Here is a 24,538-nt window from a genome sequence, read left to right on the forward strand (position 1 = left end):
CCGATTACACTGAGCGCCCCGACCGTACCTACACCGCGCCATGACCGCCCGCCATCGCATCGATATCCAGACCGTGACCCATTACCTCGATCAGCAATCCCAGCCGGACGCCGACCGCTACGTGTTCGCCTACACGGTGATCATCCGCAACGAGGGCAAAGCGCCGGCCAAACTGCTGTCGCGCCATTGGGTGATCACCGACGCCAACGGCCAGGTGCAGGAGGTGCGCGGCGACGGCGTCATCGGCGAGCAGCCGCACCTGGAACCGGGTGAGAGCTTCAGCTACACCAGCGCGGCCATGATCACCACGCCCGTCGGGGTGATGCGCGGCGAATACCTCATGGTCGACGACAACGGCGAGCGCTTCGAGGCGGAGATCCCGCCGTTCACGCTCGCGATTCCCCGCACCCTGCATTGACCGGGCATGGCGACTTACGCAATCGGCGACATACAGGGTTGCCTGGCCGAACTTCACGACCTGCTGGCGCTCATCCGTTTCGATCCGGCCCAAGACCGGCTCTGGTTCACCGGCGATCTGGTGAACCGCGGACCGGATTCGCTGGAAACCCTGCGCTTCATCAAGGGCTTGGGCGGCGCGGCCGCAGCCGTCCTGGGCAATCACGATCTGCACCTGCTGGCGGTGGCCAGCGGGGCTTCCCGGGTCAAACGCAAGGACACCTTCGCCGCCGTGCTGAGCGCGCCGGACCGCGACGAACTGCTGGACTGGCTGCGCCGGCTACCCCTGCTATACGGCGACGGCGCATTTTACCTGATACACGCCGGTCTGCCGCCCCAGTGGAGTTTGGAAGACGCGATCCGCTACGCCGGCGAGGTGGAAAATCTGCTGTCCGGTGAGGCTTACGCCGAGTTTTTTCCGCACATGTACGGCGATTTGCCCGACTGCTGGTCGGATGATTTACGCGGCTGGGACCGCATCCGTTTGATTACCAATTGCTTCACCCGCATGCGTTTTTGCACCGCGGACGGCCGTCTCGACCTGAAGGAGAAAGTCCCGCTGGGTCAGCAGTCGCCGGGTTTGCTACCGTGGTTTCGCGTGCCCGGGCGGCGCAGCCAGGGCACGAACATCGTGTTCGGGCACTGGTCGGCCTTGGGTTTTCATGCGGAAAACGGTTGCTGGGGCCTGGACACCGGCTGTTTGTGGGGCGGCGAGTTGACGGCCTTGCGCCTGGACACGCTGGAGCGCTACGCCGTGCCCAGTCGGGACGGCGGCTACCAGAAAATTGGCGACTGAGCCCTGTTCTAACTTTTTCGGAGTCACCCCATGAGCTACATCGTAAGCTTGCACCACGCCTCCGTGTTGGTGTCCGACCTCCCCCGCGCACGCGCGTTCTACGAAGGCGTGCTGGGTTTGACGCCCAGCCCCAAGCGCCCGCCGCTGGCCTATGACGGAGCCTGGTACGAGATCGGCGAACAGCAGGTCCATCTGATCGCCTTGCCCAGTCCCGAAGCGGGTCTGGTTCGCCCCGCCCACGGTGGGCGTGACCGCCACACCGCGCTGCTGGTCAGGGATTTCGACGGCCTCCGGGCCCATCTGGATGCCTTGGGCGTGAAATACACCGTCAGCGTTTCCGGTCGCCGGGCCCTGTTTTGCCGCGATCCGGACGACAATGCCCTGGAGATGATAGCCATCGACGGCTGAGCGCTGAACGGAACCGTTTGCTCAGACGTGGTCGGGAACGCGATAGGGCTCGGGAGGGACGATGGGCTGCCGGTCGAGTATCAGATCGGCCAGCAGTCGAGCGGAGGCGGGAGCCATGACGAAGCCGTTGCGGAAGTGGCCGCAGTTGAAATAGAGGTTTTCGATCACGGGATGGCGCCCGATGCGCGGGATGCCTTCGGGCGAGCCCGGACGCAGTCCGGCCCAGTGTTTCTCGATCGGGCAGTCGCGCAAGGCCGGCAGCGTCGAGCAGGCGAAATCCTTCAGCATCTCGCGGGCGTCGTCGGTCAGACCCTTGTCGTATCCCGTGTGCTCCACCGTGCTGCCCGCCAGTATGTGGCCGTCGCGCCGAGGGATGAGGTAGAGCGTGTCTCTCAGGACGATGGACCGTATCAGGTTTGCGGGTGCCTGGAACACCAGCATCTGTCCCTTGACCGGCGCAATCGCCAGCGCCGGGCTGGGTATAATCGAGCCGGACCAGGCGCCCGCGGCGATCACATAACGATCGGCCGTATATCGGCCCTGCGGCGTGACGAGGCCGCATACTTCGCCGTTTTCCATCGGCATTTCGATTACCGGCGTGTTTTCCGACAGTACGACGCCACGCGCGATGGCGTCGGCTTTAAGCGCGGCGATAAGCCGGGGGTTCCTCACCTGAGCGATGTCGGGCAGGTACAGTGCGGCCGCATCGGTCGCGGCGAGGGCCGGTTCCTGCCTGGCCAGTTCGCCGGGCTCCAGCAGCGCGTGCTCGATGCGGTGGGCCCGGCACCAGTCCAGGGCTCGCTCCCTGTCAGGGGAGGCGATGCTCAGCAATCCGCTGCGGGTCCATTCCGGATCGATGCCGGTCCGATCCGACAGTTCTCGGGCGAGTTCCGGATAGGCACGCTGGCTCCATGCACACAGGGTATTGATCGCGGGATGCGCGTTCCAGGGCTGCAAGGGCGAAAGTATGCCACCACCGGCCCAGGAGGACTCCCCGCCGATGTGGCCTCGTTCGATGACGGCGACGCGGAGGCCGGCTGCCGCCAGTTCTCTGGCGCTGAGCAGGCCGAGGACGCCGCCACCGGTGATGATGACGTCATGATGGTTGGATGTTGTGGTCATGAATTGAGCGTGTGACAGAGTGGGTATGGGGGCGCAAGACAAGGCGATGGAGCTTCGCTATGCTTTAGCTCATTCCGGGGTTAACCGGGTTCGGCGTCGCCATAAGCCAGATTTCTATATTCATCTAATAATCGATTTGATAAGGGATTCACACCATGCAGCCCAAGCATTTGTTACTGACCTGTCTTCTGGTGCCCATGCTGGCACCTTCCGTCGCTGCCGCGTTGGTCGTGGAAATACAGGGAAAAAGATTGGAGTCGCAACAGCCCGGCGCCAGTTGCATCGAAATCGAGGGCGAATATCCCGGGGTCAGAGTCGAACCCAGCGAAGCCGGTGCGATACCGCGCATCTGCTATACCAGCGCCAAGGTGAATTCTATCTCCATTCTCAAGACGACGTTCGTGGCCGCTTTCCCGACACGCAAGGACATCACGGTGCGTTTCGAGCACGAGTTTCCGGCTGGCATCAACGGCAAGATCATGGCGCGCTCCAAGCTACAGGGATTTTTCAGTACCGCCAATGGCCTGGGTGTGCCCAGCGGCGACAAAATTTCTTTCAAGACGCTGTTTTTCCAGGCGGGAGACGATCAGGTCGGCGAACCGTTCGAGCTGACGGTGGGTGATCAGTTGGATACGGCGCTGTTCGATTATTCGACCAAGGAGCAATACCTCATCGCCGGTCCGCGCTCGCTGAAGGGCGAGCTGAAGTTCAGTTTCCGGGATCTGGGCCATAAGTTGAGCCTGCCGGACCGGAGTGCCATTTCCATCGATACCGGCTCCACCTTCGAAGATAAACTGGATACGCTGGCCGAGCCCGAAGAGGCGGAAAATCCGGAGGCCGCTCCGGCGGAGGGTGAGGGGGCGGCTCCGGACGCGGCTACGCCACCCGCCGCGGGCGAGCTTATTCCGCAGGTTGAACCTCCCGCGGATCCGGCGCCGCTTCCTGCCCCGACTCAGCCCAAGGGTAAGAATAAGGCCAAGGCTCCCGTGCCTTCCGTATCGGCTCCTCCGGTCGGGGCCGAGTTGCCTCCGGTCGCAGAGCCCCCGCCCGCGCAACCCTGAGCGCTTCGTCCTTCTCGTTAAAAAGCCATTTCCGGGTACCCGGAAATGGCTTTTTTGTGCCCATTGAGGACGCGGGAGGATTTCAGGGCAAAGGGCGCATTGAGGGCTGTGGCTTGGTCTCGGGCTGCGGCGATGGTGCGGGGCTCGATATTTTCAGCGCCTGCAGTCGGGCCTCCAGGCGGTCCAGGGCTTTTTCCAGGGAGGTTTCCATCACCACGATATTGCCGAGGGAAAGGATCACGCGAGCCAGTTCGGGGATCTTGATGTTGGCCGTCGATACGATGTAGACCGGCTGCACGTACAAGAGCGATTTGCCGATCGGCAGCATGATGATGCGCCCGCGCTGGACATGGGAACCCTTCTGGTCCCACAGGGCGAACGTACGGGCAATCTCGGGGTCTTGGTCGATGAGGGCGCTGACCTGCGAGGGGCCTTCCACCTGGACATCCCGGCTGAACTTGTAAAGCACCACGTGCTTGTTGTACGAACGGCCGGCGTCGGTCCTGTAAGACCCTGCCACGCCCAGTACGCTGAGGTTGTTGCGGCCGATCGGCGTCATGGGGTTCAGCAGGGTGAACTCTTCCATTTCGGGGGCACCTTCCAGGTAGGTCGTGATGTAATAAGGCTTCACGATCTTGTCGCCCACCTTGGCGAAGTCCCAGGTTTCAGCCTGCTGATAAAAGAGCTCCGGCTGCGTCTGGTGATATTTCGCGTAGATGCCCATCTGGATCTGAAACATGTCCTTGGGGTAGCGCACCTGTTCTCGCAGTAGGGGCGGCAACTCGGCCAGACTTTTGAACAGGCCGGGGTAGGCTTTGCCATAGCCGAGGATGATGGGGTCGCTGGGGTCGGCTACGTAATAGTCGACCGTGCCGTCGAAAGCATCGACCACCACCTTGACGGAATTCCGAATGTAGTTGAACTCCCGCGCTTTGCGGTCCTTGTTGAACGCAAACCTGGATGTTTTGGAAACCGGATACCAGCGCGAGGTGGTGTAGGCGTCCTGAACCCAATAGATGCGCTTGGGTGTCACCACGATGTAGGGATCGTTGTCCAGCGCCAGGAACGGGGTCAGGTTCTGAATGCGGTCGACGACATTGCGGCGCAACAGCAGCTTGCTGTCGCTATCGATGTTCACCGAGAAGAACAGCTTCTCGTCCCGCAGATGCAGGGCCATGATGAGCTTGCGGAAGAGCGACGAGATCGGGATGCCGCCCTTGCCCGTGTAGTTCTGGCTGGAGTCCTGGTCGAAGCTGGAAATGTCGACGATTTTCAACCGGTTAGGTACGATCGCGTAATCCAGGTTTTCCATGCCGAAATAGATGTCCGGCTTTTCCACGCCCAGACCTACGTCCGATTGCAGGCTGAGGTCGCGCAAAAACCACTGCATGGGATTCTCGCCGGTTTGCGATGCGGGCGTGATCACGGCGCCGAAGCCGTGGGTGTAGCGTAGGTGCCTGTTTTCCCAGTTGCGCGCCTCTTTGGGCAGGCGTTCGATATTGATTTCGCGGGCCGCCAGATTGACCTGTTCCTCCTGGCCTTTGATCTGGTAACGCCCGACATCCACGTCGGTGAAATTGTAATAGGGCCGGATGCCCTGTAGCTGCTGATAGACGTCGTCCAGATATTCCGGATCCCAGATCGGGATGTTGTGCAGATGCTCGCGGGTGTGAGGGTCCACGATCCGCAAATCGCTGCTCGAAGCGGTAAAGTCTATGGTCTTTATATCGGTCAGGTCGTAGGCAGCGAGGGTGGCCTTGATGTTGTTCTCCATGAAGGATTTTTCCACCTTCACGGGATTGGGTTTGACGACGAAGCGATCGAGCAGTTCGGGAATGACGTTCAGGCGCAGCAGTCCGCCGGCCACGGCGAATACCACCACGCTGGCCAGCATACCGCGGAGCGCCCGGCCGGATTGCACAAAAGCGATGCCGCAAGCCGCGCCGACGACCAAGGCGCCGGCACTCACCCAAAGCAGGGGCAGCGTGTAGCGCAACTCCACCAGACCGGGGCCGAAGAATATGGGTTCATGGTCGCCGACATAGAGCAGGCCATGACGTTGCAGGATATAACCCCACGCAGTAATCAAGGCGGTGATGAAGACCAGCCCGCTCAAGTGCAGTTTCGCGCCGACCGCCCATGGCCTGTGCTCGCCCGGGACCATGCGGTGTTCCAGCCAATACAGCACACCGATCCAGGCCGTGAGAAGGGTGAAGCTGCCGAACAACTCCCGCTGTATCAGTTCGAAGATGGGCAGGGAGAAAAGGAAGAAGCTGATATTCTGATTGTAAACAGGATCGCTAATCTCGGACGCGGGCCCGAAAAGGAAAAGCAACCCTTCCTCCCAATGCTGGTACAAGGGCGCCGCGATGGCGATCGCCAACACCAGTGAAAGCGGTATATAAAGCCGCATCGAACCGGTCTGGGCGAGGCGCATGAGGGTGCCGACTTCCTCGCGGTAGAAGACCGACTGATCGACTCCCAGGAAGCGCGATGCCACCTGGAAGTTGAGGAAAAAGATCAAAAAGAAGAATACCGTCACCCCGCCCGACAGGATGTAACGGTACAACAGTCGAAGCCAGAAATACCCGCCATATTCCAGCGAAGAGAACCACCACAGATCGACCAGGAAATCGGTCAGCAGGATGCCCGCCCCCAAAACGAGCGCCACCAGGGCGGTCAAAATCGCGGCAGTGGTCGCCAGCAGGCGTTTCCAGTTACGCATAACGTCCTCGTCGAGATGTCTACGATGGTGGTGAAAGATTAGCCCGACGGGGCCAATTCAGGTGGCGGGTGAGCCCTCGGGCGTGGCGGCAGGTGTATGGCGACCGGTCGTTCACGGACTCTCCGTCTCATTCGGTCCACCGTTTCCTCAAAATGAGGAAAGGTAATAAGGAGCAGTCTTCTGCTGCAGTCCCTCCGGGTGTGGTCGGGCGCACCGTCGCGCCCGACCATGATACCGTGCTTCTCCCCAAACCAGTAGGCGAAAGGGTATGGTTCGGTCTTACAGATCGCTGTGGCGGTCCCGTATGAGGCAGCCGAAGCGTATGATCTGGGCAAAGTCATGCGCTTTCAGGCTGGCGCCACCCACCAGCGCTCCGTCCACGCCGGCAATGCTCATGATGTCGGCGATATTTTCGGGATTCACATTTCCGCCATAAAGGATGCGAATCACGGAAGCGGTTTCCTCGCCGTATAAATCCATCACCAGGTTGCGGATGAAATCATGCACTTCGCTGATTTGTTCCACACCGGCCGCCTTCGCGCCCGAACCGATCGCCCATACCGGCTCATAGGCAATGATCATCTCGTTCACGGTCTTGGGCGAAACACCCTCCAGCCCTATCCGGATTTGCCGATCCAGAAGCTTGAACGTCTCGTGCAGGGCCCGGGCTTCCCGGTTCTCGCCACAGCAAAGGATCACCTGCAGGCCCTGGGCGAGCGAGGCATGCACCTTACGCTGGGTCACCGCGTCACTTTCACCCGCGCGCTCTTTGAGGTCTTCCTCCAGGAATTTCGCCAAGCCCGCGAGGATTTCGTGATTCTGCTCGGCCGCCATGAACTCGATGGCGGCAAAAACCTGCGGGTCGACACCCTCCCGCTTTCTCAACGCATCGAGTTCATGTGTGAGAAAATCGGGAGTCAAGCGGCGTGCGACGCTGGAGCTGAAGCCGAAAAATTTCCCCAGATTGGCCCGGCGGTCCGAGTGTCCGATGATGACGCGGTCCACCCCGATGGCAGCCAGCATCTCGGGCGAGATTTCGCCGGTATACGCACCCTTGGACTCAAAAAAGGTGTCCTGGGCCATCAAGAAGACGTTTCTGCCCAAGTCGTATTCGGATCGCAGAAAATCGGGCTTGATGTAATCGGCGAGTGCGGACAGCCCGGTATAGGGTGGCGCCAGGCCGATATCGACATCCTTGACGCCTTTGCAGATATCGAAAATGCGGGCCGCCAGGGCCACGCCGGAGCGTGGCACCAGGTTCATTTTCCAGTTTCCTGCCAGAAACGGCCGTATCGCCCCCGGTTCACCTGGTTCTGCAGGCGTCTTGTGCCATTGGTTGGCGGCCCTGTGGCGAAAGTAGTTGCGGGAAACGGCGAGCGGTGTAGTGTTCATGACGGCTTCTCCGATCTTTCAGTAGCGTCCGCCTGTCAGCGGCATGATCGAAAAACTCCAGGCGGAATATGAGGTTTAGTTGGGGATGCTCAGAGACTAGCGCGAAGATGGCTTGTATGCCACTTGAGGAGCCAGTCTCTCAACTCAGGCTGTCAGTGGTGCCAACACCTCCATCGACCGATGGAAATTGTGATCGGCGCCACCTTTCAAGCAGAGGAATCATTGCTATATATAGCGTCATGAACAAACATCCTGCCTACTCAGGCTTCACGCTCATCGAGCTGATGGTCACCTTGGCGGTGGCGGCTATTATTTTAAGTTTGGGAGTGCCTGGTTTTCAGGAAGTCATACGCAATAATCGCTTGACCACACGGGCTAACGATGTCGTCACGGCCCTTAACCTCGCACGTAGCGAGGCCATCAAGCGTGGTGTTCAAGTAACCGTGTGCAAAAGCAACACGACCGCGAGCTCCCCGGTTTGTGCAACCTCCGGCAGTTGGGCGCAAGGCTGGCTGGTATTCGTCGACCAGAACAAGCCTAGCGGGACCAACGGTACTTTAGACGCGGGGGACGAAATCCTGCGCATATTTCCGCCATTGAGTGGCGCGACCATGACTGCGGGTAGCCATGTTGATGACTGGATCGCCTATTTGCCCAATGGCTTCGCCCAAGGAAGCGGGGGTGTGGTCAATGACACATTCGGGCTTTGCATGGCGCCTAAGGCGAAAAATATCGTTGTTAGCAGCACAGGCAGAGCGCGTGTCGAGGCTGGCACATGTTGAATCTTAGGCGCATACAAAGCGGCTTTACCCTCCTGGAGGTTCTCGTCGCCGTTTTGGTGCTCTCCATCGGGCTTTTGGGCTTGGCGGGGCTTCAGGCGCATGGGCTCAAGACCAATCACAGTGCCTACCTGCGGTCACAGGCATCAATGCTCGCCTACGACATCCTCGATGTTCTTCGCTCCGACCGTCAGGCTGCTTTGAATGGCGGTTATAACCTCGCGTTGGGCGATGCGGCGCCGTCGGGTGGCACAGTGCCTCAGAGCCAGTTGAATAACTGGCTCACTGAACGGGTAGAACGGCGTTTGCCGCAAGGGGATGGAGCGGTGCAAGTCAGTTCCGGTCGGGTGACTATCACTATCCAATGGAACGACGCCCGCAGCGGGGGGAGTTCGAGTCAACAATTCATCTATCAAACCCAGTTATGAGTTCAAAGCTCCTTTATTGCCGAAATCCAGCTATCCCTCGTCGGCGTCAGCAGGGCCTGTCTCTGGTCGAAATCATGGTGGCTTTGGTGCTCGGGCTTTTTCTTACGGCCGGGGTTTTGACGGTTTATCTAGGCAACAAGCAAAGTTATCGCTTGAACGAAGCCTTGGCGAGATTGCAGGAAAATGCGCGTTATGCTTTCGAGATCATGGGGCGCGATATCCGCATGGCCGGCTATTTCGGTTGCAGTAGCCGCTTCGTGTCGCTGACCAATACACTCAACAACGCAACTGGTTTTTTGTGGGACTTTGGAAAGGCGGTCTACGGATATGAGGCCATTTCCGCCACGGCCTGGAACGAAACGCTCGATGCGGCGATTACCAGCCCGTTGGGTAATAGAGACATCGTGGTCATACGAAAAGCAGCCGATCGTTCGGTCCTGATTACGGGACAGCCCAGCAACTCCGGCGACTGTAACAATTCAGCGAGCTATACAAAGGATTTGAAAATTTCGTCAACGACGGGCTTGTCTGTTAATGACATAGTGGTTGCGACAAACTGTAGTCATGCGTCGGTTTTACAAATCACCAATTTGAATACCGGGAATAATGTCGTTCACAACACCGGTAGCGTAAGCGCCGGTCCAGGTAATGCCACTGGGGACCTCGGCGCCTGCTACGCCGGCGACGGGCAGCTTATTAAAATCGACACATTCGTCTATTACATCAGCAACAATCCGGCGAACCTACCATCGCTTTACCGCAAGCAAGGTGCCTCAGTTCCGCTGGAGCTTGTCGAAGGTGTGCGAGATATGCAAATCACCTACGGCGTCGATACCGATAACGATGGCGCAATCGATGTGTATTCGACTGCGCAAACCGTTACTAACAATACGCAGTGGGATAAGGCCAAGTCGGTCCGGGTTGCTTTGCTGTTGATGTCGGTGGAAAACAACGTCGTGGATATAGAGCAAACCTATCGTTATAACGGTGCCGATGTGCCAGCCGGGGACCGCCGTTTATACCAGTCGTTTGAAGCGACCTTTACCTTGCGAAATCGGGTGGAGTAAGTCATGGCGAATGATCGTTCAGAGCTCGGAGGATCTCGAGCATTTCGTGCGCAAATGCCGCCGCTTAGCGGTATTTGCCTAGCAATAGCAGGGGCTCAAAAGGGGGCCGTGCTGGTCGTCTCACTCATCATGTTGTTGCTGATGACCTTGCTGGGGGTTACCGCATTGCAAACCATCACCTTGGAAGAAAAGATGGCTGGCAACATGCGTGATCGGAGTTTGGCGTTTCAAGCGGCCGAGAGCGCCTTGAGAGCCGGTGAAATATTTTTGAGCCAGGCGACATTGCCGGTATTCAATTGCGCTAATGGTTTATATAAAGCCAATGCGAGCGGAACGAATTGCGCGACGGCCACGCCGGATTTGTGGGCTTCCGTGGATTGGACGTCGAGCAATGTTACGACTTATAGTGGCACATTATCGGGTGTAGCAAACAATCCGGCTTATATAGTCGAAGAGTTTTCTGCTGCATCGGCTTCCGCTTCCGGTGGCAGTTTGGAAGCGGGGACGGTATACACTTCGGGAGTGCCAAATACGTACCGCATAACTGCACGCGGTACCGGTGGCACGGCCTCATCGGTGGTTATCTTGCAGTCGACTTTTAAACGCTAAGACGCTGCACGGTGTTTCGGGCGGTGGAGGCTATATGCTTACAAAAACTTTGATAGCGGTTGTCACGTTATTGCTTACTGCCGCGCTGAATGCGGCGGTCGCCGCTATCGCCACGACGCCATTATTTCTCACCGCGTCGGCGGACCCGCGGGTATTGCTGGCGATGTCGCGCGACCACCAGCTTTATATCAAGGCCTATACCGATTACGCCGACCTTAACCCGGCGGACAATGACGGTATCGATACCACATATAATCCGAAGATCGATTATTACGGCTATTTCGATTCCGAAAAGTGCTACGACTACAGCAGCAACCGGTTCGAGCCGTTCGGCGTGGCTGGCGGAACCTATAAAGACGAGTGTACGGGTCACTGGAGTGGCAATTTTCTGAACTGGGCTACCATGACCCGTATGGATATCGTCCGCAAGGTGTTATACGGCGGCTATCGTTCCACCGACACCGCTGCGGAAACCGTGCTCGAGCGCGCGATACTCCCTTATGACGTGCATTCCTTCGCCAAGGTATATACCGCAGCTAGCGAGGCGGATATGCAGAAATATCTGCCTTATGCCAAAACCCAGATCAGCATATGTAACTTCACCGATGCGACTTCCGGTCTGCTGAAGGACGTCGACACCAGTTCCCACCCGCCGCTAATGCGTATCGCCGAGGGTTCTTTCCCGCGGTGGGCGGCTTCGGAGATCACCCAATGCCAGTTGAGTGGCGGTACCCAGCCAACCGTGAAACTGGCCGATTATAACGTTCGGGTGCAAGTCTGCGTGTCGGGGGTGCGCGAGGGTAACTGCAAGGATTATCCCAACAAAACCAGTGGCACCAATTACAAGCCGGCGGGTATCGTCCAACGCTACGGCCAATCAAATAAGCCGCTGCGTTTCGGTTTGATGACCGGCAGCTTCCAAAAGAACAAATCCGGAGGCGTGCTCCGGCGTAACGTGGAACGCATAAGCGGTAATGCGAACGTCACAAAAAACGAAATCGATACTGATGGCCTATTCATCAATCAAGGTCCCAGCGACGCGGGCATCGTCAACACCCTGAACCGCCTGCGTATCAGCAGCTACCACTTGGGCGACCATGAATACAAAAGTAACTGCGACAGCCCGGGAATACTCAACTTCAACGATGGCGAGTGCGTCGATTGGGGAAACCCGCTGAGCGAAACCTATTTGGAGGCCTTGCGCTACATGGCAGGTAAGACAGACCCGACGTCCGCCTTCAATGCGGCCGATTCGGGTTTTATCTCCTCGCTGCCGCAGTTGACTTGGATCGACCCGGTACCGACCGGCGACTGGTGCGCCAAATGCTCCATCATTGCGATTTCCACCGGACTCAATTCATTCGACCGCGACCAGTTGAGCAATGATCTTGGCATCGATGCGGCCGCGACCACTAATGCCATCGGCGCCTTGGAAAACATCAACGGCGGCACCTATCTCTATGGTGGTTTGGACAAATCCTGTACGGGCAAGGTGCTTGCCGGCCTGGCCGATGCCGAAGGGATATGCCCGGAAGTGCCCACCCAGGAGGGCGGCTATCAAATCGCCGGTCTGGCCTATCATGCCCATACCCACGATTTGCGTCCCGACCAAACGGCGTATCCGGACAATCAGACGGTCACCAGTTACAGCGTGGCGTTGGCGGAAAACCTTCCCCGTTTCGAAATTCCTGCAGGTTCCGGTACGGTGGCTCTGCTACCGGCTTGTGAGGCCAACTCGGACGCGCATGCGACGTCGAGCACCACCGGCTGGCGGGCGTGCAGTCTCACCGACCTGGTCGTCGAGCAATTGAACTACGATACGGGCAAAAAACTCATGTCCGGCAGTTTTTTGGTCAACTGGGAAGACTCGACCTGGGGTAACGACCACGACATGGACGGTATCGAGCGGCTGGGTTTTTGTGTCGGCGCGGCCTGCGGTTCATTTACCATCAATTGCCCGACGACTTCCAGCCCGAGCGCGGCCGTATCGCTTTCATCGGTTGGCGATAGCCAGATCACGGTAATCACCTGTGCCGCCCAGGCACAAGCGGGTCATACCCTGCGGTTCGGCTATACCGTCACCGGCAGTACCGCCGACGGCATCAACCTGCCCGTGATCCGTGGAGGCGGCCAAAACTTTATCGTCGGTGATAACCTTCCATCTTCGGATGTGACCGAGCCTACCGTAGTCACTCACACGCAAGGTGCATCCACGGCGAAGCTGCTCGAAAACCCGCTGTGGTATATGGCGAAATACGGCAGCTTTACCGAAATCGACGATACGGCCGACAAGGATATTACCGACGACAAGCCCAATTTGGCGTCGGAATGGGACTCCGACGGGAACGGACTACCGGACGGTTTTTTTAAGGCGACCAATCCTTCGCTGTTGGAAGCCGCGCTGGATAACATCATCAACGATGTGATCAAGCAATCGTCCTCGGCGTCGGCGATAGCCACCAACTCCACCCGCCTGGATACGACGACCCTGGTATACCAGGCCAAATTCGACAGCACGAATTGGACCGGCAGCCTTTTGGCGTTTGAAGTCAAATCGGATGGGGATATTGGCGAGCGGCGCTGGGATGCTGCGGAAAAACTCCCCACGCATGGCAGTCGGAGCATCTATACCTTCGATCGCGATAAGGCTGCGGGAAGCCGCGGGATTCCATTCGTTTGGGATACCACATCTGCCGGGCTGAGCAGTGCCCAACAAGCAGCACTAAATACAGTGCCCTACTCCTCGCCGGCTGTTTCCGATACCAAAGGTGAGTTCCGCTTGAATTACCTGCGCGGCGATCAAAGCAAAGAATTGAAGAAATCGGGGGGGGAGTTTAGGGATAGGACGGACTTGCTTGGCGATGTTATTAACTCCGATCCGTGGTTTACCGGCACGGAGGATTTCGGTTATGACAAAATATTTAATCCTTCCAATACCAGCCCTACCGATCCGGTCAATGTGGAAGGTAGCAGCTATCTTACTTATCGAGCCCAATCATCTTACCTAACCCGGCGGCGAATGATTTATATCGGCGCGAATGACGGCATGCTGCATGGCGTCGATGCAACCGACGGTACGGATGGGGGAAAGGAGATCTTCGCCTATGTGCCGAATAGCGTATTTCCTAATCTAGGTAAGCTAACGTCTTCGCTATACGGATCGCCATCACACTCTCACGAGTATTTCGTCGACGGTGCCGTGCGTACGGGCGATGCTTATATCCGAACACCTGCCGATAGTACGGTGAAATGGCGGACGGTATTGGTCGGGGCGACGGGTGCAGGAGCAAAGGGCATATTCGCCCTCGATGTGACCGAGCCGGATTCGTTCGCGAAAGAGAAAGTCATGTGGGAGTTTACCAGCGCCGACGATGCCGACCTTGGCTATACCATCCCTCAACCCACTATCGTACGCATGGCCAACGGGCAGTGGGCCGCCATCGTGGCAAACGGCTACGAGAGCACCGCTGGCAAGGCTGTATTGTTCATCCTGAATCTTGCCGACGGCAGTATCATCAAAAAGCTCGATACGGGCGTTGCGGGTAATACCGTGGTGGCTAAAAACGGCTTATCGACACCGATACCGGTAGATCGCAATGGTGATCACCGCGTGGATTATATCTATGCGGGTGACTTGCTCGGCAATCTCTGGAAATTCGACGTGAGTTGTACTAGCGCCAATCTGGACAATACGGGTTGCAGCAGCGGCTGGAGCGTTGTTGACTATAAAAGCGGTGGCGGCAGCGCAGCTGGAAACCAACCCTTGTTTGTGGCCTGCGCCGTTGCCGAGACTTCCTGTTCAGACGCCAACCGTCAACCGATTACCGCCAAACCCCAAGTCGGCAATGTGGGGGCGACGCAAGCCGCGGGTGGCCTGATGGTTTATTTCGGCACGGGCAAGTATTTCGAGGAAGGCGACGGTACGGTGGGCGCGAACCCGCAGTTGCAGACGTTTTACGGAATATGGGACAAGAATACCGGTACTGCGAATACGGACAGGATCGACAGCAAAGGTGATTTGCAGGAGCAGGAAATTGTCTCCCAGCAAACGGAATTCGGGCTCGAGTTCAGAGTCACCAGCGATTGCCAGTTCGTCTACACGGAAATCACAACGTCATCGACCCTCGGTTGTTCCGACACGACAAATCCATCTGTGCGTCCGCGGGGCTGGTTTATGAATTTAGCCAAACCGGCAACTAGTCCTTCAACCGACCCGCCGACCAAAGAGGGCGAGCGGGTCGTGAGTTTCGCCTTGCTGCGTAACAATCGCGTCGTTTTCACTACCCTCATACCCAGTTCTCTTTCTTGCGATGCCGGCGGCAACAGTTGGCTCATGGAACTGGATGCCACGACCGGGCGCAGATTGAGTCCAGCCAATACGCCTTGGGATATTTATACGGCTGACGGGAAAAATGCGATCAATAGCAATGATTTATTGACTTATTCCAGTGCCAAGGTTGCCCCGTCGGGGATGAAGTCGACCATCGGTATCATCAAAACCCCGGGTGTCATCTCAGCCGGTACGGTGGAGTACAAGTACACCAGCGGTTCAGGCGGCAAGCTGAATGTTACGCGCGAATCCGTTGGTGCTGGCGCCGCAACGGGGCGCCAATCCTGGATACAGATACAATGAAAAGGCTAGGGCGAATGATGGGGAGCGTTAGAATTTATCGGGGGTTTACCCTCATAGAATTGATGATCACCGTCGCTGTGGTGGCGATCTTGGCGAGCGTGGCTTATCCGAGTTACCAGCAGCATATCCGGAAAACCCGGAGGGCGGATGCCAAAGTGGCTTTAATGAGGGCAGCCAACGCCCAAGAGCGGTGGTTTACAGAAAATAATACCTACAGCTCGAGCGCGGCAAATCTAGGCTGGAAGGCATCCGGCGGTGCTTATGAGTCTGATGAGGGTTATTACACCATGACGGTCTCCAATCCCAGTTGCACCACAGGCACATTCGTTTCGTGTTATACGCTTACAGCAACCGCCAAGGGTGTACAGGCGGGCGATACGAAGTGCGCATCGTTGAGTTTGAACCATTTGGCCCAAAAAACTTCCACAGGAGGCGGGGCGGATTGTTGGTGAGAGGAAAGCCAACGGTCACGTTGGTCCTATCCTCGAATTGCCGCAGGTCTGGTTCTTGGATAAGTGACAGACTACTCTTGCGTCTGTTGTTGCAGTTCGCGCAGATACCTGAATAACAACCTAGCCGCACGAGGTGCTGCAGCCTCTTGCCTCTCCTTACGGCCGTCGCGAACCAGTTGCCTCAGCTTTTGCCGGTCCGCGTCCGGATGCTCCGCCATCAAGGCGTTTATGTCGTGATCATCGCCCGCGAGTAAGCGATCGCGCCAGCGCTCGATCAAGTGCTGCGCGTGTATGGCCTCCGCGCTTTGCTGATTCAGGCTAGCCAGCTTTTCGCTGATCGGTGTCGCATCGATATCCCGCAATAGCTTTCCGATGTATTTACGCTGTCGCTTGTAAGCACCGCGGTGCGTGGAGAGCGTTTGCGCAACCGTGACGGCTTCGAGTAAGTCCGGAGGCAGGTCGAATTCGGTCAGACGTTCGCGAGGCAAGGCGATGAGTGCTTCGCCCACGCTTTGTAACGCCTCGCTATCCCGCTTTTGGCTGGACTTGCTCGGGCGCCGGGGATGTTCGTCGAACTCGGAGTAGTCTTCGGAGTCCATGCTTAGGCCGCCCGGAAAGCAATGGACTGACGGTGTCCGCGCCTAATCGCCATTGGGTCCGAGTTTATGGAAAGGAAATGGCATGCGTTCGGTGTTGTAAGTCATGAAACGCAGCATGTTGTGGGTCCAGCCAGACAGGCCATCGCCCCAGCGCTTTACGCGCCCGTTTACGCCCCCGGTGAAAAGGTGAGCCAGGAACTGAAAAAGTACCAAGGCCCAGATCATGAAGCGAACGATACCGAACAAGGCGAAGTAAATCAGCATGAAGAGCAGGCGAACGAAGGCGTTGCTCGCCACCTGATTATCGTTGGGTAGGCTATGCATGACGGATAACGCGAATGGAAAGGATGACTGTCGGGTCGTACTGTTAAATGGAATGGGATCAACCCTGCTGCAGCAGGTTGCGCAGGTCGATGGTGGCGGCGTTGGCGCGCGCGATGTAGTTGGCGAGCGTCAGTGAATAGTTGGCGAATAGCCCAAAACCGCCACCGTTGAGTATGACGGGGCTGAGGTAGGGAGCTTGGCCGTCCTCCAGTTCGTGAATGATGGACTGGAGCGAAACAAGGGCGGTTTTGTTGCCGAGGATGTCCCGGAAGTCGAATTCGACGGCTCTGAGGATGTGTATGGTGGCCCAGCAATAGCCGCGGGCCTCGAAAAATACGTCGTCGATGTTGATCCACGACGTTCTCGTGACGATGGCTCGGTTCTCTTCCGTGCTCATCTGCCGGCTGTCTCCGGCGCTGGCGCTCAAACGGTTGGACAGGCTGCCGAGACGCTTTTCGAGGATTTCGAGGTACTGGCGCAGGTTGTCGGCGCGCGAGTAAAACTGGGCGTCTCGCCCCACCAGGCGCTCGCGGTAATGCTCCATGGCTTCGATCCCCTTGTCGTATTCCGATTCGGAGGAGGGTAGCTGCCAGGAGCGGTGGTCGAAATAGAAAAAGGGTTCGGCTTTGCCGAGATCGGCGTCTTCCTTGGACTGCGACTGAGCGCGGGCGATATGGTTGCGTAGCGCCGAGGTTCCATCACGCAGGGCCGTCAGAGCACCGTATTCCCAACTCGGAATATTGTCCTGAAATACTCCAGGAGGGAACATGTCGTTGGACAGAAATCCGCCCGGCTTGTGGAGCAAGGTCTGCGCGATGTCGATCAAGGCGGTCGCGTAGGTGTAGCCCAGCGGGAGTTCTTTCGGATCCTGGACCTTGGCTTCCTCCACAGCGGTTTCAAGGACGTCCAGTCGGGGCGGTTCTCGGCTCCAATACTCGGAAATGGCCACGAAGAGGATGATCAGCGCGGTGGCAATCGCACCGCCCAACCACAGGCCGCCACGCTCCTTTAGGGAAAAGCTGTCGATGGAGGATAAAAGGCCGGAGGACTTGGGAGCATCCTTGAGAGGCGGTTTGTTGGGCACAGACATCAAGCTTGTCCTATGGCGTATTCCAAGGCGGGCAATTATAACCCATACCCTTGAGTGGGGCAGATTCAAATTCGACCCTCGCTGAGGGCCGGTGGGCTCGGGCGCAATGTTACCGGGTGCGTCGTAGAAGTCGACAAAAATTGACTCATCGCCTAGCATGGCCGGCCACGTTCGCGCGCCGTCCACCCGCTAGCAACTTCGCGTCCACGCATGCTTGAGTATCCCGACACATCAGAAATTACGCAACCCGTCGTCAGCATCGAAGCCCCCGCCCGCTTGCACATGGGGTTTATCGATCTGGGGGGCAGTTTGGGGAGGAAGTTCGGCAGCATCGGCGTAGGCATCAACGAGGTCGCCACGCGATTGAGCGTCAGGCGTGCCGAATCATTGTGCGCAGAAGGGCCGGGTTCGGAAAGGGCGCTGAAAGTGGCGCGGGAGTTTGCCGAGCGCATGGGGGTCGACGATCGCATTTCCATACGTATCCATCAGGCGATACCTGAGCATGTCGGCTTGGGGTCGGGTACCCAATTGACGCTTGCCTTGGGCACCGCCTTGGCGCGGTTGCACGGTCTCAACTCGAGGGTCCGCGAACTGGCGGGAACCATAGAGCGGGGTGCCCGCTCGGGCATCGGTATTGCGGTTTTCGAACAAGGAGGCTTGGTCGTGGACGGCGGACGTGGCCCGGATACCGTGGTTCCTCCGGTGATCGCGCGTTTGGAAATGCCGGGAGACTGGCGTTTTATTCTCGCCTTCGACCGCCGCGGCAAGGGCTTGCACGGGGTATCGGAGGTGGCGGCGTTTGCGGAGCTTCCGCCGTTTCCCCCGCAGCAGACCGCTCGCTTGTGTCATCTTTTGTTGATGCAGGCACTGCCGGCTCTGGCCGAGGGTGATCTGGCCGGTTTCGGTGCGGTGATCACCGAGCTGCAGAGCGCGATGGGTGACCATTTTGCTCCGGCGCAGGGCGGGCGGTTCACCAGTCCGGAGGTGGGCGCGGCCATGGCCGATTTGCAGTCCGCCGGGGCCGTGGCCATAGGCCAGAGTTCGTGGGGTCCAACTGGATTCTGTTTGGTGGAAAGTGCTGCGCGCGCCGCGGAATTGATTGTCCCCATTCAAGCGCGATGGCCCGATCTGGATTTCCTCATTGCCAGTCCACGTAACCGGGGCGCCGAGGTGCGGCTGGAGTGACGCAAGCCCGCCCCGAGAGCGCGGGCTCCGCCCTGTTATTGGTTGCAGTCTCCGCACGCATGCTGGCGCAATCGGCCGCCCGGGGCGGATATGCGTCGATCGCGGTCGATGGCTTCGGCGACGAAGATACCTTGAACGCAGCGAGTCAACATGTCGCTGTGGCCGATTTCGACGCCCCGGTTTGTCTGGACGAGTTGAGTGCGTTCGTTTCAAGCAAGGACGTGTGCGGCGTGGTTTACGGCGGGGGCATCGATACCCGGCCGGCGTGGCTCGACAAGCTGGAAGCCGGCTGGCCGCTGCTGGGAAATTCGCCCGCGACCGTTCATCGGGCGAACGAGCCGCACGAGTTTTTCGCCCTGCTGGATCGGCTCGCCATTCCTTACCCGGAAATACGCTTCGAAGTTCCGGAAACACTGGACGGCTGGCTGCGGAAGTCCGCTTGCGGCGAGGGGGGCATGGGTGTACGCTTCCTCGCCGAACCGGGCCGGCTGGGGCCTTGCGAATATTTCCAGCGTCATGTGGCCGGTCGCATCGGCTCGCTCTTGTTTTTGGCCGATGGTCAGGACATCGTTCCGATCGGTTTCAACACGCTGTGGACGGCTGGTCACGATCCTGCCCATCCATTCCTGTTCGCCGGTGCGATCAATCGTTTGGAACTCGATGCGGCGCAAAGGCCCAAATTAAACGAATACGCCCTGAAACTGACTCGGGCGCTCGGGCTGGTCGGACTTAACAGCCTGGATATCGTTATGGACGGCGAAGTTTGTCGCGTGCTCGAATTAAACCCAAGACCCAGCGCGACCATGTCGCTATACGACGAGGATTTCCCCGCCGGCTTGCTGCGTGCGCACATCGATGCTTGCCGAGGCCGGTTGGATGGGGTTGTGGCGCTGCAAGGGCGCGTGCGCGCATTCCGTGTGATTTATGCGCCGCGGGCACTCACGCTGCCCTTCGACAAGCGATTGCCGATTTGGTGTGCCGATCGCCCCATGCCCGGCGCGTGCATCGCCGCGGGATCTCCTCTGTGCAGCGTGCAGGCCATGGGTACTGAGGAGTCCCAGGTGTTGAGCCTGCTGGCCGAGAGGGAGGGGGCGCTGCTCACGTGGCTGGGGATATAAGTGTGTTCGGGTGTGACGAGGGTTTCGAGTGCTGTCCGATCTCGGTCACGGCTTTGCAGTAGAACTGCAATCGGGTACAAAAGCTTGTTTCTTTAAATCCAACTACCGCTCTTACGAGGATCGCCATGCCCCAAGCCGTCAGCGTCAATGCCCACGCCTTGCCTATCGTTAAACACCTGATTGCCAACGCCGACAAATTACGCCTGAAGATTGGCACGTTGGCCAACGGAGCCACGCTGATCGATGCCGGCATCGAGGCGCTCGGCAGCCTGGAAGCGGGTCGTCTGATCGGCGAGATCTGCATGGGTGGTTTGGGCACCGTGACGCTCACCCAAAACGGTGCCTTCAGCCGTTGGCCCACCACGGTTCACGTGCACTCCACCAACCCGGTCATTGCCTGTCTGGGCAGCCAGTACGCAGGCTGGAGTTTGTCTCACGGGGAGGGCAAGGGCGCTTTCTATGCCCTGGGGTCCGGTCCTGCTCGCGCGCTGGCGGTAAAAGTTAAGGACGGCGTGGAGGCGCCGGTCGAAGAGCTTTACAAGGAGTTGGGGTATCGAGATGTCTGCGGCGAAACCAGCATCGTGCTGGAAGTGGACAAGATTCCTCCGGTCGAGTTGGTCGACAAGGTGGCCAAGGCGTGTCAGTTGGAGCCTGCCAAGGTCAATGTCATCGTCACGCCGACCAGCAGTCTGGCGGGCGGCATGCAGGTCGTGTCCCGCGTGCTCGAAGTTTCGCTGCACAAGGCCCATTCTTTGCACTTTCCTTTGGAGCACATCCTTGATGGAACGGCTTCCGCGCCGGTTCCGCCGCCTCATCCCAGCTTTGTGGAGGCGATGGGGCGGACCAACGATGCCATTCTGTTCGGCGGTACCGTGCATCTGTTTGTGAAGGGCAGCACCGAAGCCGCGGAGAAGCTGGCCAACGAGTTGCCCAGTTCCACCTCGCGAGATTATGGCAAGCCCTTCGCCCAGGTGTTCAAGGAATACAAGTACGATTTCTTCAAAGTCGACGCCATGCTGTTCAGCCCCGCCAGGGTGATCGTGACTGCGGTCGAGTCCGGCCGAAGCTTCCACGCCGGCCAGTTGGACGAGGAGTTGCTGGAACGTTCCTTCGGCGGAGAATAAATGGGCCGCATCGCCCTGTTCACCGACGACCCCGGCTGGCATGGCGCGCGTTTGAAGCGCGCCTTCGCCGGACGGGGCTACGATTGCGCCTATGTCTCCCTCACCGCCTGCCGAATGAATCTCGATGGCGGCGGATTGCCCATCGCAATACCCGGCTTCGAGGCCGCGTTGCCGGACGGTGTGTTCGTCCGCGGCATACCGGGCGGCTCGCTGGAGCAGGTGACGTTTTATCTGGACATCCTGCACGGCTTGAAGGCCCTGGGAGTGCCCGTTTATAACGACGCCCGCGCCATCGAACGGACCGTGGACAAGGGCATGACCAGCTTCCTGCTCAAGCAGGCCGGCATCCCGACGCCGCCGAGCTGGGTCGTCAGCCATCGCGAAGAAGCCGAGGCCATCGCCCGGCGCGAGTTCGCGCAGGGGCATCAGGTGATTTCCAAACCCTTGTTCGGCTCCCAGGGCGAGGGCTTGCAGCGCCACTCAGGCCCGGACGATCTGGGCTTTCTGGCCGAGAGCAACGGCATCTATTATCTGCAACGGTTTGTCAGCACCGGTGCCGAGCCGCATGATTTCCGGGTGTTCGTCATCCATGGGCGGGCCGTGGCAGCGATGCGTCGTTGCGGACTGACCTGGCTCAACAACGTAGCGCAGGGCGGGCGTTGCGAGTCGGTGAGGCTGGACGATGCGCTGCTATGCCGAATGGCCGAAGACTCGGTCAAAAAAGTCGGCATGGCTTACGCCGGGGTGGACATCATCCGCGATGCTTTCGGCCACTATTCCGTCCTCGAAGTAAACAGCGTGCCGGCTTGGAAGGGCCTGCAAAGCGTCAGTGAGGTCGTGATCGCCGACCGTCTGGCCGACGATTTTCTCGCGCTGTGCCGGAGCGATATCGATCAGACGCGCGCCTGCGCCTCGTGAGCATCGCAAGGGCGCTTCTCGAACAGGCTTATCGTGATGCCTGCGAGGTGGAACTGCGCGCCTTCAAACCCGGTAATGTCAGCATCCATTCGGAAGGTCACGACATGACGGTGGAGGATTTTCGCCGTAGCGCGCAGGCCAGCGCGCCTCCTCTATGCGATCCGGCGCTGTCGCTGGGCGAACGTATCTATCAGGCGGTGCTCGCCACCCGCGAAACAGCGGGCTGCAATACCAATCTGGGCATCATTTTGCTCGCGGCTCCCTTGCTGCTCGCTTGCCAGGTCGGCAGGAGCGAGCTGCCTTTGCGTAATAATCTATTTCATGTGCTCGAACAGACTACCCGCGAGGATGCCGAATGGGTGTTTCGGGCCATCTGTCTGGCCGAGCCCGGTGGCTTGGGCGAGTCGTCCGAGCAGGATGTACGCGCTCCTCCGAGCGTTACGCTGCGGGAAGCCATGAACATCGCGGCGCACCGCGACCGAATCGCTCGGCAATATATAACCGTTTATGCGGATGTTTTTGATTTTGCCATTCCAAGCTATTATAAGGCCCTGTCCCGTTGGGGGGATGAAGAATGGGCGGCCGTGGCCGTGTTCGCAGGATTGCTGAAAGCGATCCCCGACAGCCACATCGAACGCAAGTTTGGCACCCGGTACACCAGGAAGGTGGCCGAAAGGATGGCGCAAGTCGACGAGGCGTTGTCCGCTCCGGTCGAATCTGAACGACTCATGCAACTCCTCGAGGAGGTGGATGAGGAATTCAAATCGTCCGGGATCAATCCAGGCACGACCGCAGACCTGACGGTTACCTGTCTGCTCGCAGTACGCCTGGAGTCGCTGTGGCCGGTAAAAGCCGCAGGAGGTTGAACACGGAGATTGTTTGCAACTATTCCGATTAAGACCTGAGTCTGTAATCAATAATTTATTCATACTTTGACGAGTGAAGAGGAAATCAAGATGGCAAAAATCAATAAACTGTTGGTCGGCGAAGCCCTGGTCGGCGAAGGCAACGAAATCGCTCACATCGACCTGATCCTGGGACCGCGTGGCAGCGCTGCTGAAACCGCTTTCGCCAACGCACTGACCAACAACAAGGATGGCTTCACCACCCTGCTGGCCGTTGTCGCTCCGAACCTGGCAGTCAAGCCGAACACCATTCTGTTCAACAAGGTCACCATCAAGAACGGCAAGCAAGCCGTTCAGCTGTTCGGACCCGCACAGCGCGGTGTGGCTCTGGCCGTTGCCGATTCCGTTGAAGACGGCACCATCCCGGCCGACGAAGCCGACGACATCTTCATCAGCGTCGGTGTGTTCATCCACTGGCTGGCTGAAGACGATGCCAAGATTCAGGACTACAACTACGAAGCCACCCGTTTGTCCATCAAGCGCGCCATAGCCGGCGAGCCGAAGGCCGTTGACGTGGTTGCACGTAAGAGCAAGGAAAGCCACCCCTTCGCCGCTCACGATTAATTTCGTGGCCTGACGCGACCCGTTTGGCGGTGTCGCGTCGCTCCGGCGATAAAATGAAAAAGCGCTGCAAGGCGCTTTTTCTTTTTGCAGTCTTCGACAGCGCTTCAACGACTTAGATAGTCATGCAATCGGCCCGCATGCAGGGCGCTCGCTACCAACACGGTTTCGATGCCCAATTCACTCAGCCGATCGAGGTCGTGCTCGTCGCGCACGCCGCCCGCGGCGATCAGGTGCCGGGCCGGGCCGAGTTCCCGTATTTGCGTCAATCGATCCCAGTCCGGTCCTGCCCAGGTTCCGACCCGGTTCAGTGTCATGACGATCACCCGTTCCGGCCAATGGTCCGCTTGGGCCAGAATCTCCCTCGGCCCCCGCAGTTCCCCATGGAAAAAATCCAGCGAAAGAATCCAGTCGCGGCCGGAATACTTCAGGTCATTCCAGGCGCTCGCGTCGAGCGACTCCGTGCCGACGATCGGAGTCCACGGGCCCGTCGGCGCCGGCCAGCCGGCGTCCAGCCAGATATCGGCGGTCGGATGCCGTTCGGCCAGCGTACGCACCAGGGGATGTTGAGCACCCCGGCCCATCAAGGCGTCCAGGTCGGCGATGTAGTAGGTGGCGAAAGGATGCAGCCGGGCCAGGCCGGAGATCACGTCCTCGGGCGCCGGGCCGGTGCACAGGGAGCTTTCGAGGGGGCGATACTCCTCCCGCAAACCGGCGCGGGCCTGTACCGCGACGCCGCCCATCAGGTCGACAACCGGGACGATCTGTATGCGTGAGTTAGGCAAG

Annotated in this window: 23 protein-coding genes; 16 read left to right on the forward strand and 7 right to left on the reverse strand. The window is 58.7% G+C overall.

All coding sequences use genetic code 11. The features are described from left to right. Positions 1-40 precede the first annotated feature (40 nt). The 3 genes from apaG to JWZ97_RS16135 are packed head-to-tail and all read left to right on the forward strand — an operon-like array spanning position 41 to position 1,660. On the forward strand, positions 41-418 hold the full coding sequence (gene apaG, locus JWZ97_RS16125; protein ID WP_205431230.1) for a Co2+/Mg2+ efflux protein ApaG: 378 nt from the start codon (positions 41-43) through the stop codon (positions 416-418). A 6-nt stretch (positions 419-424) separates the two neighbouring features. Beyond that, a complete protein-coding gene (locus JWZ97_RS16130; protein ID WP_205431231.1) occupies positions 425-1,252 on the forward strand; it encodes a symmetrical bis(5'-nucleosyl)-tetraphosphatase in 828 nt (275 codons plus the stop codon). A gap of 30 nt (positions 1,253-1,282) precedes the next feature. Next, positions 1,283-1,660, forward strand: coding sequence for a VOC family protein (locus JWZ97_RS16135; RefSeq protein WP_205431232.1), 378 nt, complete (start codon positions 1,283-1,285; stop codon positions 1,658-1,660). Between the two features lie 21 nt (positions 1,661-1,681). Here JWZ97_RS16135 and thiO read toward each other — a convergent pair whose 3' ends face one another. Beyond that, positions 1,682-2,782 carry a glycine oxidase ThiO gene (thiO, locus tag JWZ97_RS16140; protein WP_205431233.1) on the reverse strand — a complete coding sequence of 367 codons (1,101 nt, stop codon included), beginning with the start codon at positions 2,780-2,782 and terminating at the stop codon, positions 1,682-1,684. A gap of 155 nt (positions 2,783-2,937) precedes the next feature. Here thiO and JWZ97_RS16145 point away from each other — a divergent pair, with 155 nt between their 5' ends. Then, positions 2,938-3,843 (forward strand): hypothetical protein, encoded by a 906-nt coding sequence (locus JWZ97_RS16145; RefSeq protein ID WP_205431234.1) that lies wholly within the window; start codon positions 2,938-2,940, stop codon positions 3,841-3,843. Between the two features lie 82 nt (positions 3,844-3,925). Here the strand turns inward: JWZ97_RS16145 and JWZ97_RS16150 are convergent, their stop codons facing one another. Next, positions 3,926-6,568, reverse strand: coding sequence for a UPF0182 family protein (locus JWZ97_RS16150; protein WP_205431236.1), 2,643 nt, complete (start codon positions 6,566-6,568; stop codon positions 3,926-3,928). 279 nt (positions 6,569-6,847) lie between these two features. After that, the gene (locus tag JWZ97_RS16155; protein ID WP_205431238.1) at positions 6,848-7,960 is read right to left on the reverse strand and encodes a triose-phosphate isomerase; all 1,113 of its coding nucleotides are present in this window, start codon (positions 7,958-7,960) and stop codon (positions 6,848-6,850) included. A gap of 239 nt (positions 7,961-8,199) precedes the next feature. Between JWZ97_RS16155 and JWZ97_RS16160 the strand changes: the two genes are divergently transcribed. The 6 genes from JWZ97_RS16160 to JWZ97_RS16185 all read left to right on the forward strand — a co-directional run bounded on the left by JWZ97_RS16160 (position 8,200) and on the right by JWZ97_RS16185 (position 15,928). After that, the gene (locus tag JWZ97_RS16160) at positions 8,200-8,742 is read left to right on the forward strand and encodes a GspH/FimT family pseudopilin (RefSeq protein ID WP_205431240.1); all 543 of its coding nucleotides are present in this window, start codon (positions 8,200-8,202) and stop codon (positions 8,740-8,742) included. Further along, complete coding sequence (gene pilV / locus JWZ97_RS16165; RefSeq protein WP_205431241.1) at positions 8,736-9,167, forward strand: type IV pilus modification protein PilV; 432 nt, start codon at positions 8,736-8,738, stop codon at positions 9,165-9,167. The genes JWZ97_RS16160 and pilV overlap by 7 nt, the downstream gene beginning before the upstream one ends. Continuing rightward, positions 9,164-10,234 carry a PilW family protein gene (locus JWZ97_RS16170; protein ID WP_205431243.1) on the forward strand — a complete coding sequence of 357 codons (1,071 nt, stop codon included), beginning with the start codon at positions 9,164-9,166 and terminating at the stop codon, positions 10,232-10,234. Before pilV ends, JWZ97_RS16170 begins: the two co-directional genes overlap by 4 nt. Before the next feature lie 3 nt (positions 10,235-10,237). Beyond that, positions 10,238-10,843, forward strand: coding sequence for a PilX N-terminal domain-containing pilus assembly protein (locus tag JWZ97_RS16175; protein ID WP_240342379.1), 606 nt, complete (start codon positions 10,238-10,240; stop codon positions 10,841-10,843). A gap of 34 nt (positions 10,844-10,877) precedes the next feature. Next, positions 10,878-15,476: a pilus assembly protein gene (locus JWZ97_RS16180; RefSeq protein ID WP_205431244.1), complete on the forward strand. Its 4,599-nt coding sequence runs from the start codon at positions 10,878-10,880 to the stop codon at positions 15,474-15,476. Between the two features lie 62 nt (positions 15,477-15,538). Beyond that, positions 15,539-15,928, forward strand: a complete 390-nt coding sequence (locus JWZ97_RS16185) for a type IV pilin protein (protein ID WP_305799067.1) — start codon at positions 15,539-15,541, stop codon at positions 15,926-15,928. 71 nt (positions 15,929-15,999) lie between these two features. Here the strand turns inward: JWZ97_RS16185 and yjgA are convergent, their stop codons facing one another. The 3 genes from yjgA to JWZ97_RS16200 form a co-directional block, all read right to left on the reverse strand. Beyond that, on the reverse strand, positions 16,000-16,527 hold the full coding sequence (gene yjgA / locus JWZ97_RS16190) for a ribosome biogenesis factor YjgA (protein WP_205431246.1): 528 nt from the start codon (positions 16,525-16,527) through the stop codon (positions 16,000-16,002). Between the two features lie 42 nt (positions 16,528-16,569). Next, positions 16,570-16,824, reverse strand: a complete 255-nt coding sequence (locus JWZ97_RS16195; RefSeq protein ID WP_205431248.1) for a DUF4389 domain-containing protein — start codon at positions 16,822-16,824, stop codon at positions 16,570-16,572. An 85-nt stretch (positions 16,825-16,909) separates the two neighbouring features. Continuing rightward, a complete protein-coding gene (locus JWZ97_RS16200) occupies positions 16,910-17,941 on the reverse strand; it encodes a DUF2333 family protein (RefSeq protein WP_205431249.1) in 1,032 nt (343 codons plus the stop codon). A 210-nt stretch (positions 17,942-18,151) separates the two neighbouring features. Here JWZ97_RS16200 and JWZ97_RS16205 point away from each other — a divergent pair, with 210 nt between their 5' ends. From JWZ97_RS16205 to fae, 6 genes are all read left to right on the forward strand, one after another. Then, positions 18,152-19,126 carry a beta-ribofuranosylaminobenzene 5'-phosphate synthase family protein gene (locus tag JWZ97_RS16205; RefSeq protein WP_205431250.1) on the forward strand — a complete coding sequence of 325 codons (975 nt, stop codon included), beginning with the start codon at positions 18,152-18,154 and terminating at the stop codon, positions 19,124-19,126. After that, positions 19,123-20,244 (forward strand): ATP-grasp domain-containing protein, encoded by a 1,122-nt coding sequence (locus JWZ97_RS16210; RefSeq protein WP_205431251.1) that lies wholly within the window; start codon positions 19,123-19,125, stop codon positions 20,242-20,244. Before JWZ97_RS16205 ends, JWZ97_RS16210 begins: the two co-directional genes overlap by 4 nt. A gap of 125 nt (positions 20,245-20,369) precedes the next feature. Further along, on the forward strand, positions 20,370-21,368 hold the full coding sequence (gene mch / locus JWZ97_RS16215; RefSeq protein ID WP_205431252.1) for a methenyltetrahydromethanopterin cyclohydrolase: 999 nt from the start codon (positions 20,370-20,372) through the stop codon (positions 21,366-21,368). Further along, positions 21,369-22,286, forward strand: a complete 918-nt coding sequence (locus JWZ97_RS16220) for a RimK family alpha-L-glutamate ligase (RefSeq protein ID WP_205431253.1) — start codon at positions 21,369-21,371, stop codon at positions 22,284-22,286. Beyond that, positions 22,283-23,152, forward strand: coding sequence for a triphosphoribosyl-dephospho-CoA synthase (locus JWZ97_RS16225; protein WP_205431254.1), 870 nt, complete (start codon positions 22,283-22,285; stop codon positions 23,150-23,152). The genes JWZ97_RS16220 and JWZ97_RS16225 overlap by 4 nt, the downstream gene beginning before the upstream one ends. Before the next feature lie 90 nt (positions 23,153-23,242). Continuing rightward, on the forward strand, positions 23,243-23,755 hold the full coding sequence (fae, locus tag JWZ97_RS16230; protein ID WP_205431255.1) for a formaldehyde-activating enzyme: 513 nt from the start codon (positions 23,243-23,245) through the stop codon (positions 23,753-23,755). 104 nt (positions 23,756-23,859) lie between these two features. Here the strand turns inward: fae and JWZ97_RS16235 are convergent, their stop codons facing one another. Beyond that, entirely contained in the window at positions 23,860-24,537 is a 678-nt protein-coding gene (locus JWZ97_RS16235; protein ID WP_240342380.1) for a HisA/HisF-related TIM barrel protein, read from the reverse strand. Between the last annotated feature and the right edge of the window lies 1 nt (position 24,538).

The organism is Methylococcus sp. EFPC2, assembly GCF_016925495.1.
Lineage (GTDB): Bacteria > Pseudomonadota > Gammaproteobacteria > Methylococcales > Methylococcaceae > EFPC2.

Bases quoted from the DNA above. Each gene is read 5' to 3' on its own strand.
- apaG (WP_205431230.1), top strand. From the start codon at position 41: ATGACCGCCCGCCATCGCATCGATATCCAGACCGTGACCCATTACCTC.
- JWZ97_RS16130 (WP_205431231.1), top strand. From the start codon at position 425: ATGGCGACTTACGCAATCGGCGACATACAGGGTTGCCTGGCCGAACTT.
- JWZ97_RS16135 (WP_205431232.1), top strand. From the start codon at position 1,283: ATGAGCTACATCGTAAGCTTGCACCACGCCTCCGTGTTGGTGTCCGAC.
- thiO (WP_205431233.1), bottom strand. From the start codon at position 2,782: ATGACCACAACATCCAACCATCATGACGTCATCATCACCGGTGGCGGC.
- JWZ97_RS16145 (WP_205431234.1), top strand. From the start codon at position 2,938: ATGCAGCCCAAGCATTTGTTACTGACCTGTCTTCTGGTGCCCATGCTG.
- JWZ97_RS16150 (WP_205431236.1), bottom strand. From the start codon at position 6,568: ATGCGTAACTGGAAACGCCTGCTGGCGACCACTGCCGCGATTTTGACC.
- JWZ97_RS16155 (WP_205431238.1), bottom strand. From the start codon at position 7,960: ATGAACACTACACCGCTCGCCGTTTCCCGCAACTACTTTCGCCACAGG.
- JWZ97_RS16160 (WP_205431240.1), top strand. From the start codon at position 8,200: ATGAACAAACATCCTGCCTACTCAGGCTTCACGCTCATCGAGCTGATG.
- pilV (WP_205431241.1), top strand. From the start codon at position 8,736: ATGTTGAATCTTAGGCGCATACAAAGCGGCTTTACCCTCCTGGAGGTT.
- JWZ97_RS16170 (WP_205431243.1), top strand. From the start codon at position 9,164: ATGAGTTCAAAGCTCCTTTATTGCCGAAATCCAGCTATCCCTCGTCGG.
- JWZ97_RS16175 (WP_240342379.1), top strand. From the start codon at position 10,238: ATGGCGAATGATCGTTCAGAGCTCGGAGGATCTCGAGCATTTCGTGCG.
- JWZ97_RS16180 (WP_205431244.1), top strand. From the start codon at position 10,878: ATGCTTACAAAAACTTTGATAGCGGTTGTCACGTTATTGCTTACTGCC.
- JWZ97_RS16185 (WP_305799067.1), top strand. From the start codon at position 15,539: ATGATCACCGTCGCTGTGGTGGCGATCTTGGCGAGCGTGGCTTATCCG.
- yjgA (WP_205431246.1), bottom strand. From the start codon at position 16,527: ATGGACTCCGAAGACTACTCCGAGTTCGACGAACATCCCCGGCGCCCG.
- JWZ97_RS16200 (WP_205431249.1), bottom strand. From the start codon at position 17,941: ATGTCTGTGCCCAACAAACCGCCTCTCAAGGATGCTCCCAAGTCCTCC.
- JWZ97_RS16205 (WP_205431250.1), top strand. From the start codon at position 18,152: ATGCTTGAGTATCCCGACACATCAGAAATTACGCAACCCGTCGTCAGC.
- mch (WP_205431252.1), top strand. From the start codon at position 20,370: ATGCCCCAAGCCGTCAGCGTCAATGCCCACGCCTTGCCTATCGTTAAA.
- JWZ97_RS16220 (WP_205431253.1), top strand. From the start codon at position 21,369: ATGGGCCGCATCGCCCTGTTCACCGACGACCCCGGCTGGCATGGCGCG.
- fae (WP_205431255.1), top strand. From the start codon at position 23,243: ATGGCAAAAATCAATAAACTGTTGGTCGGCGAAGCCCTGGTCGGCGAA.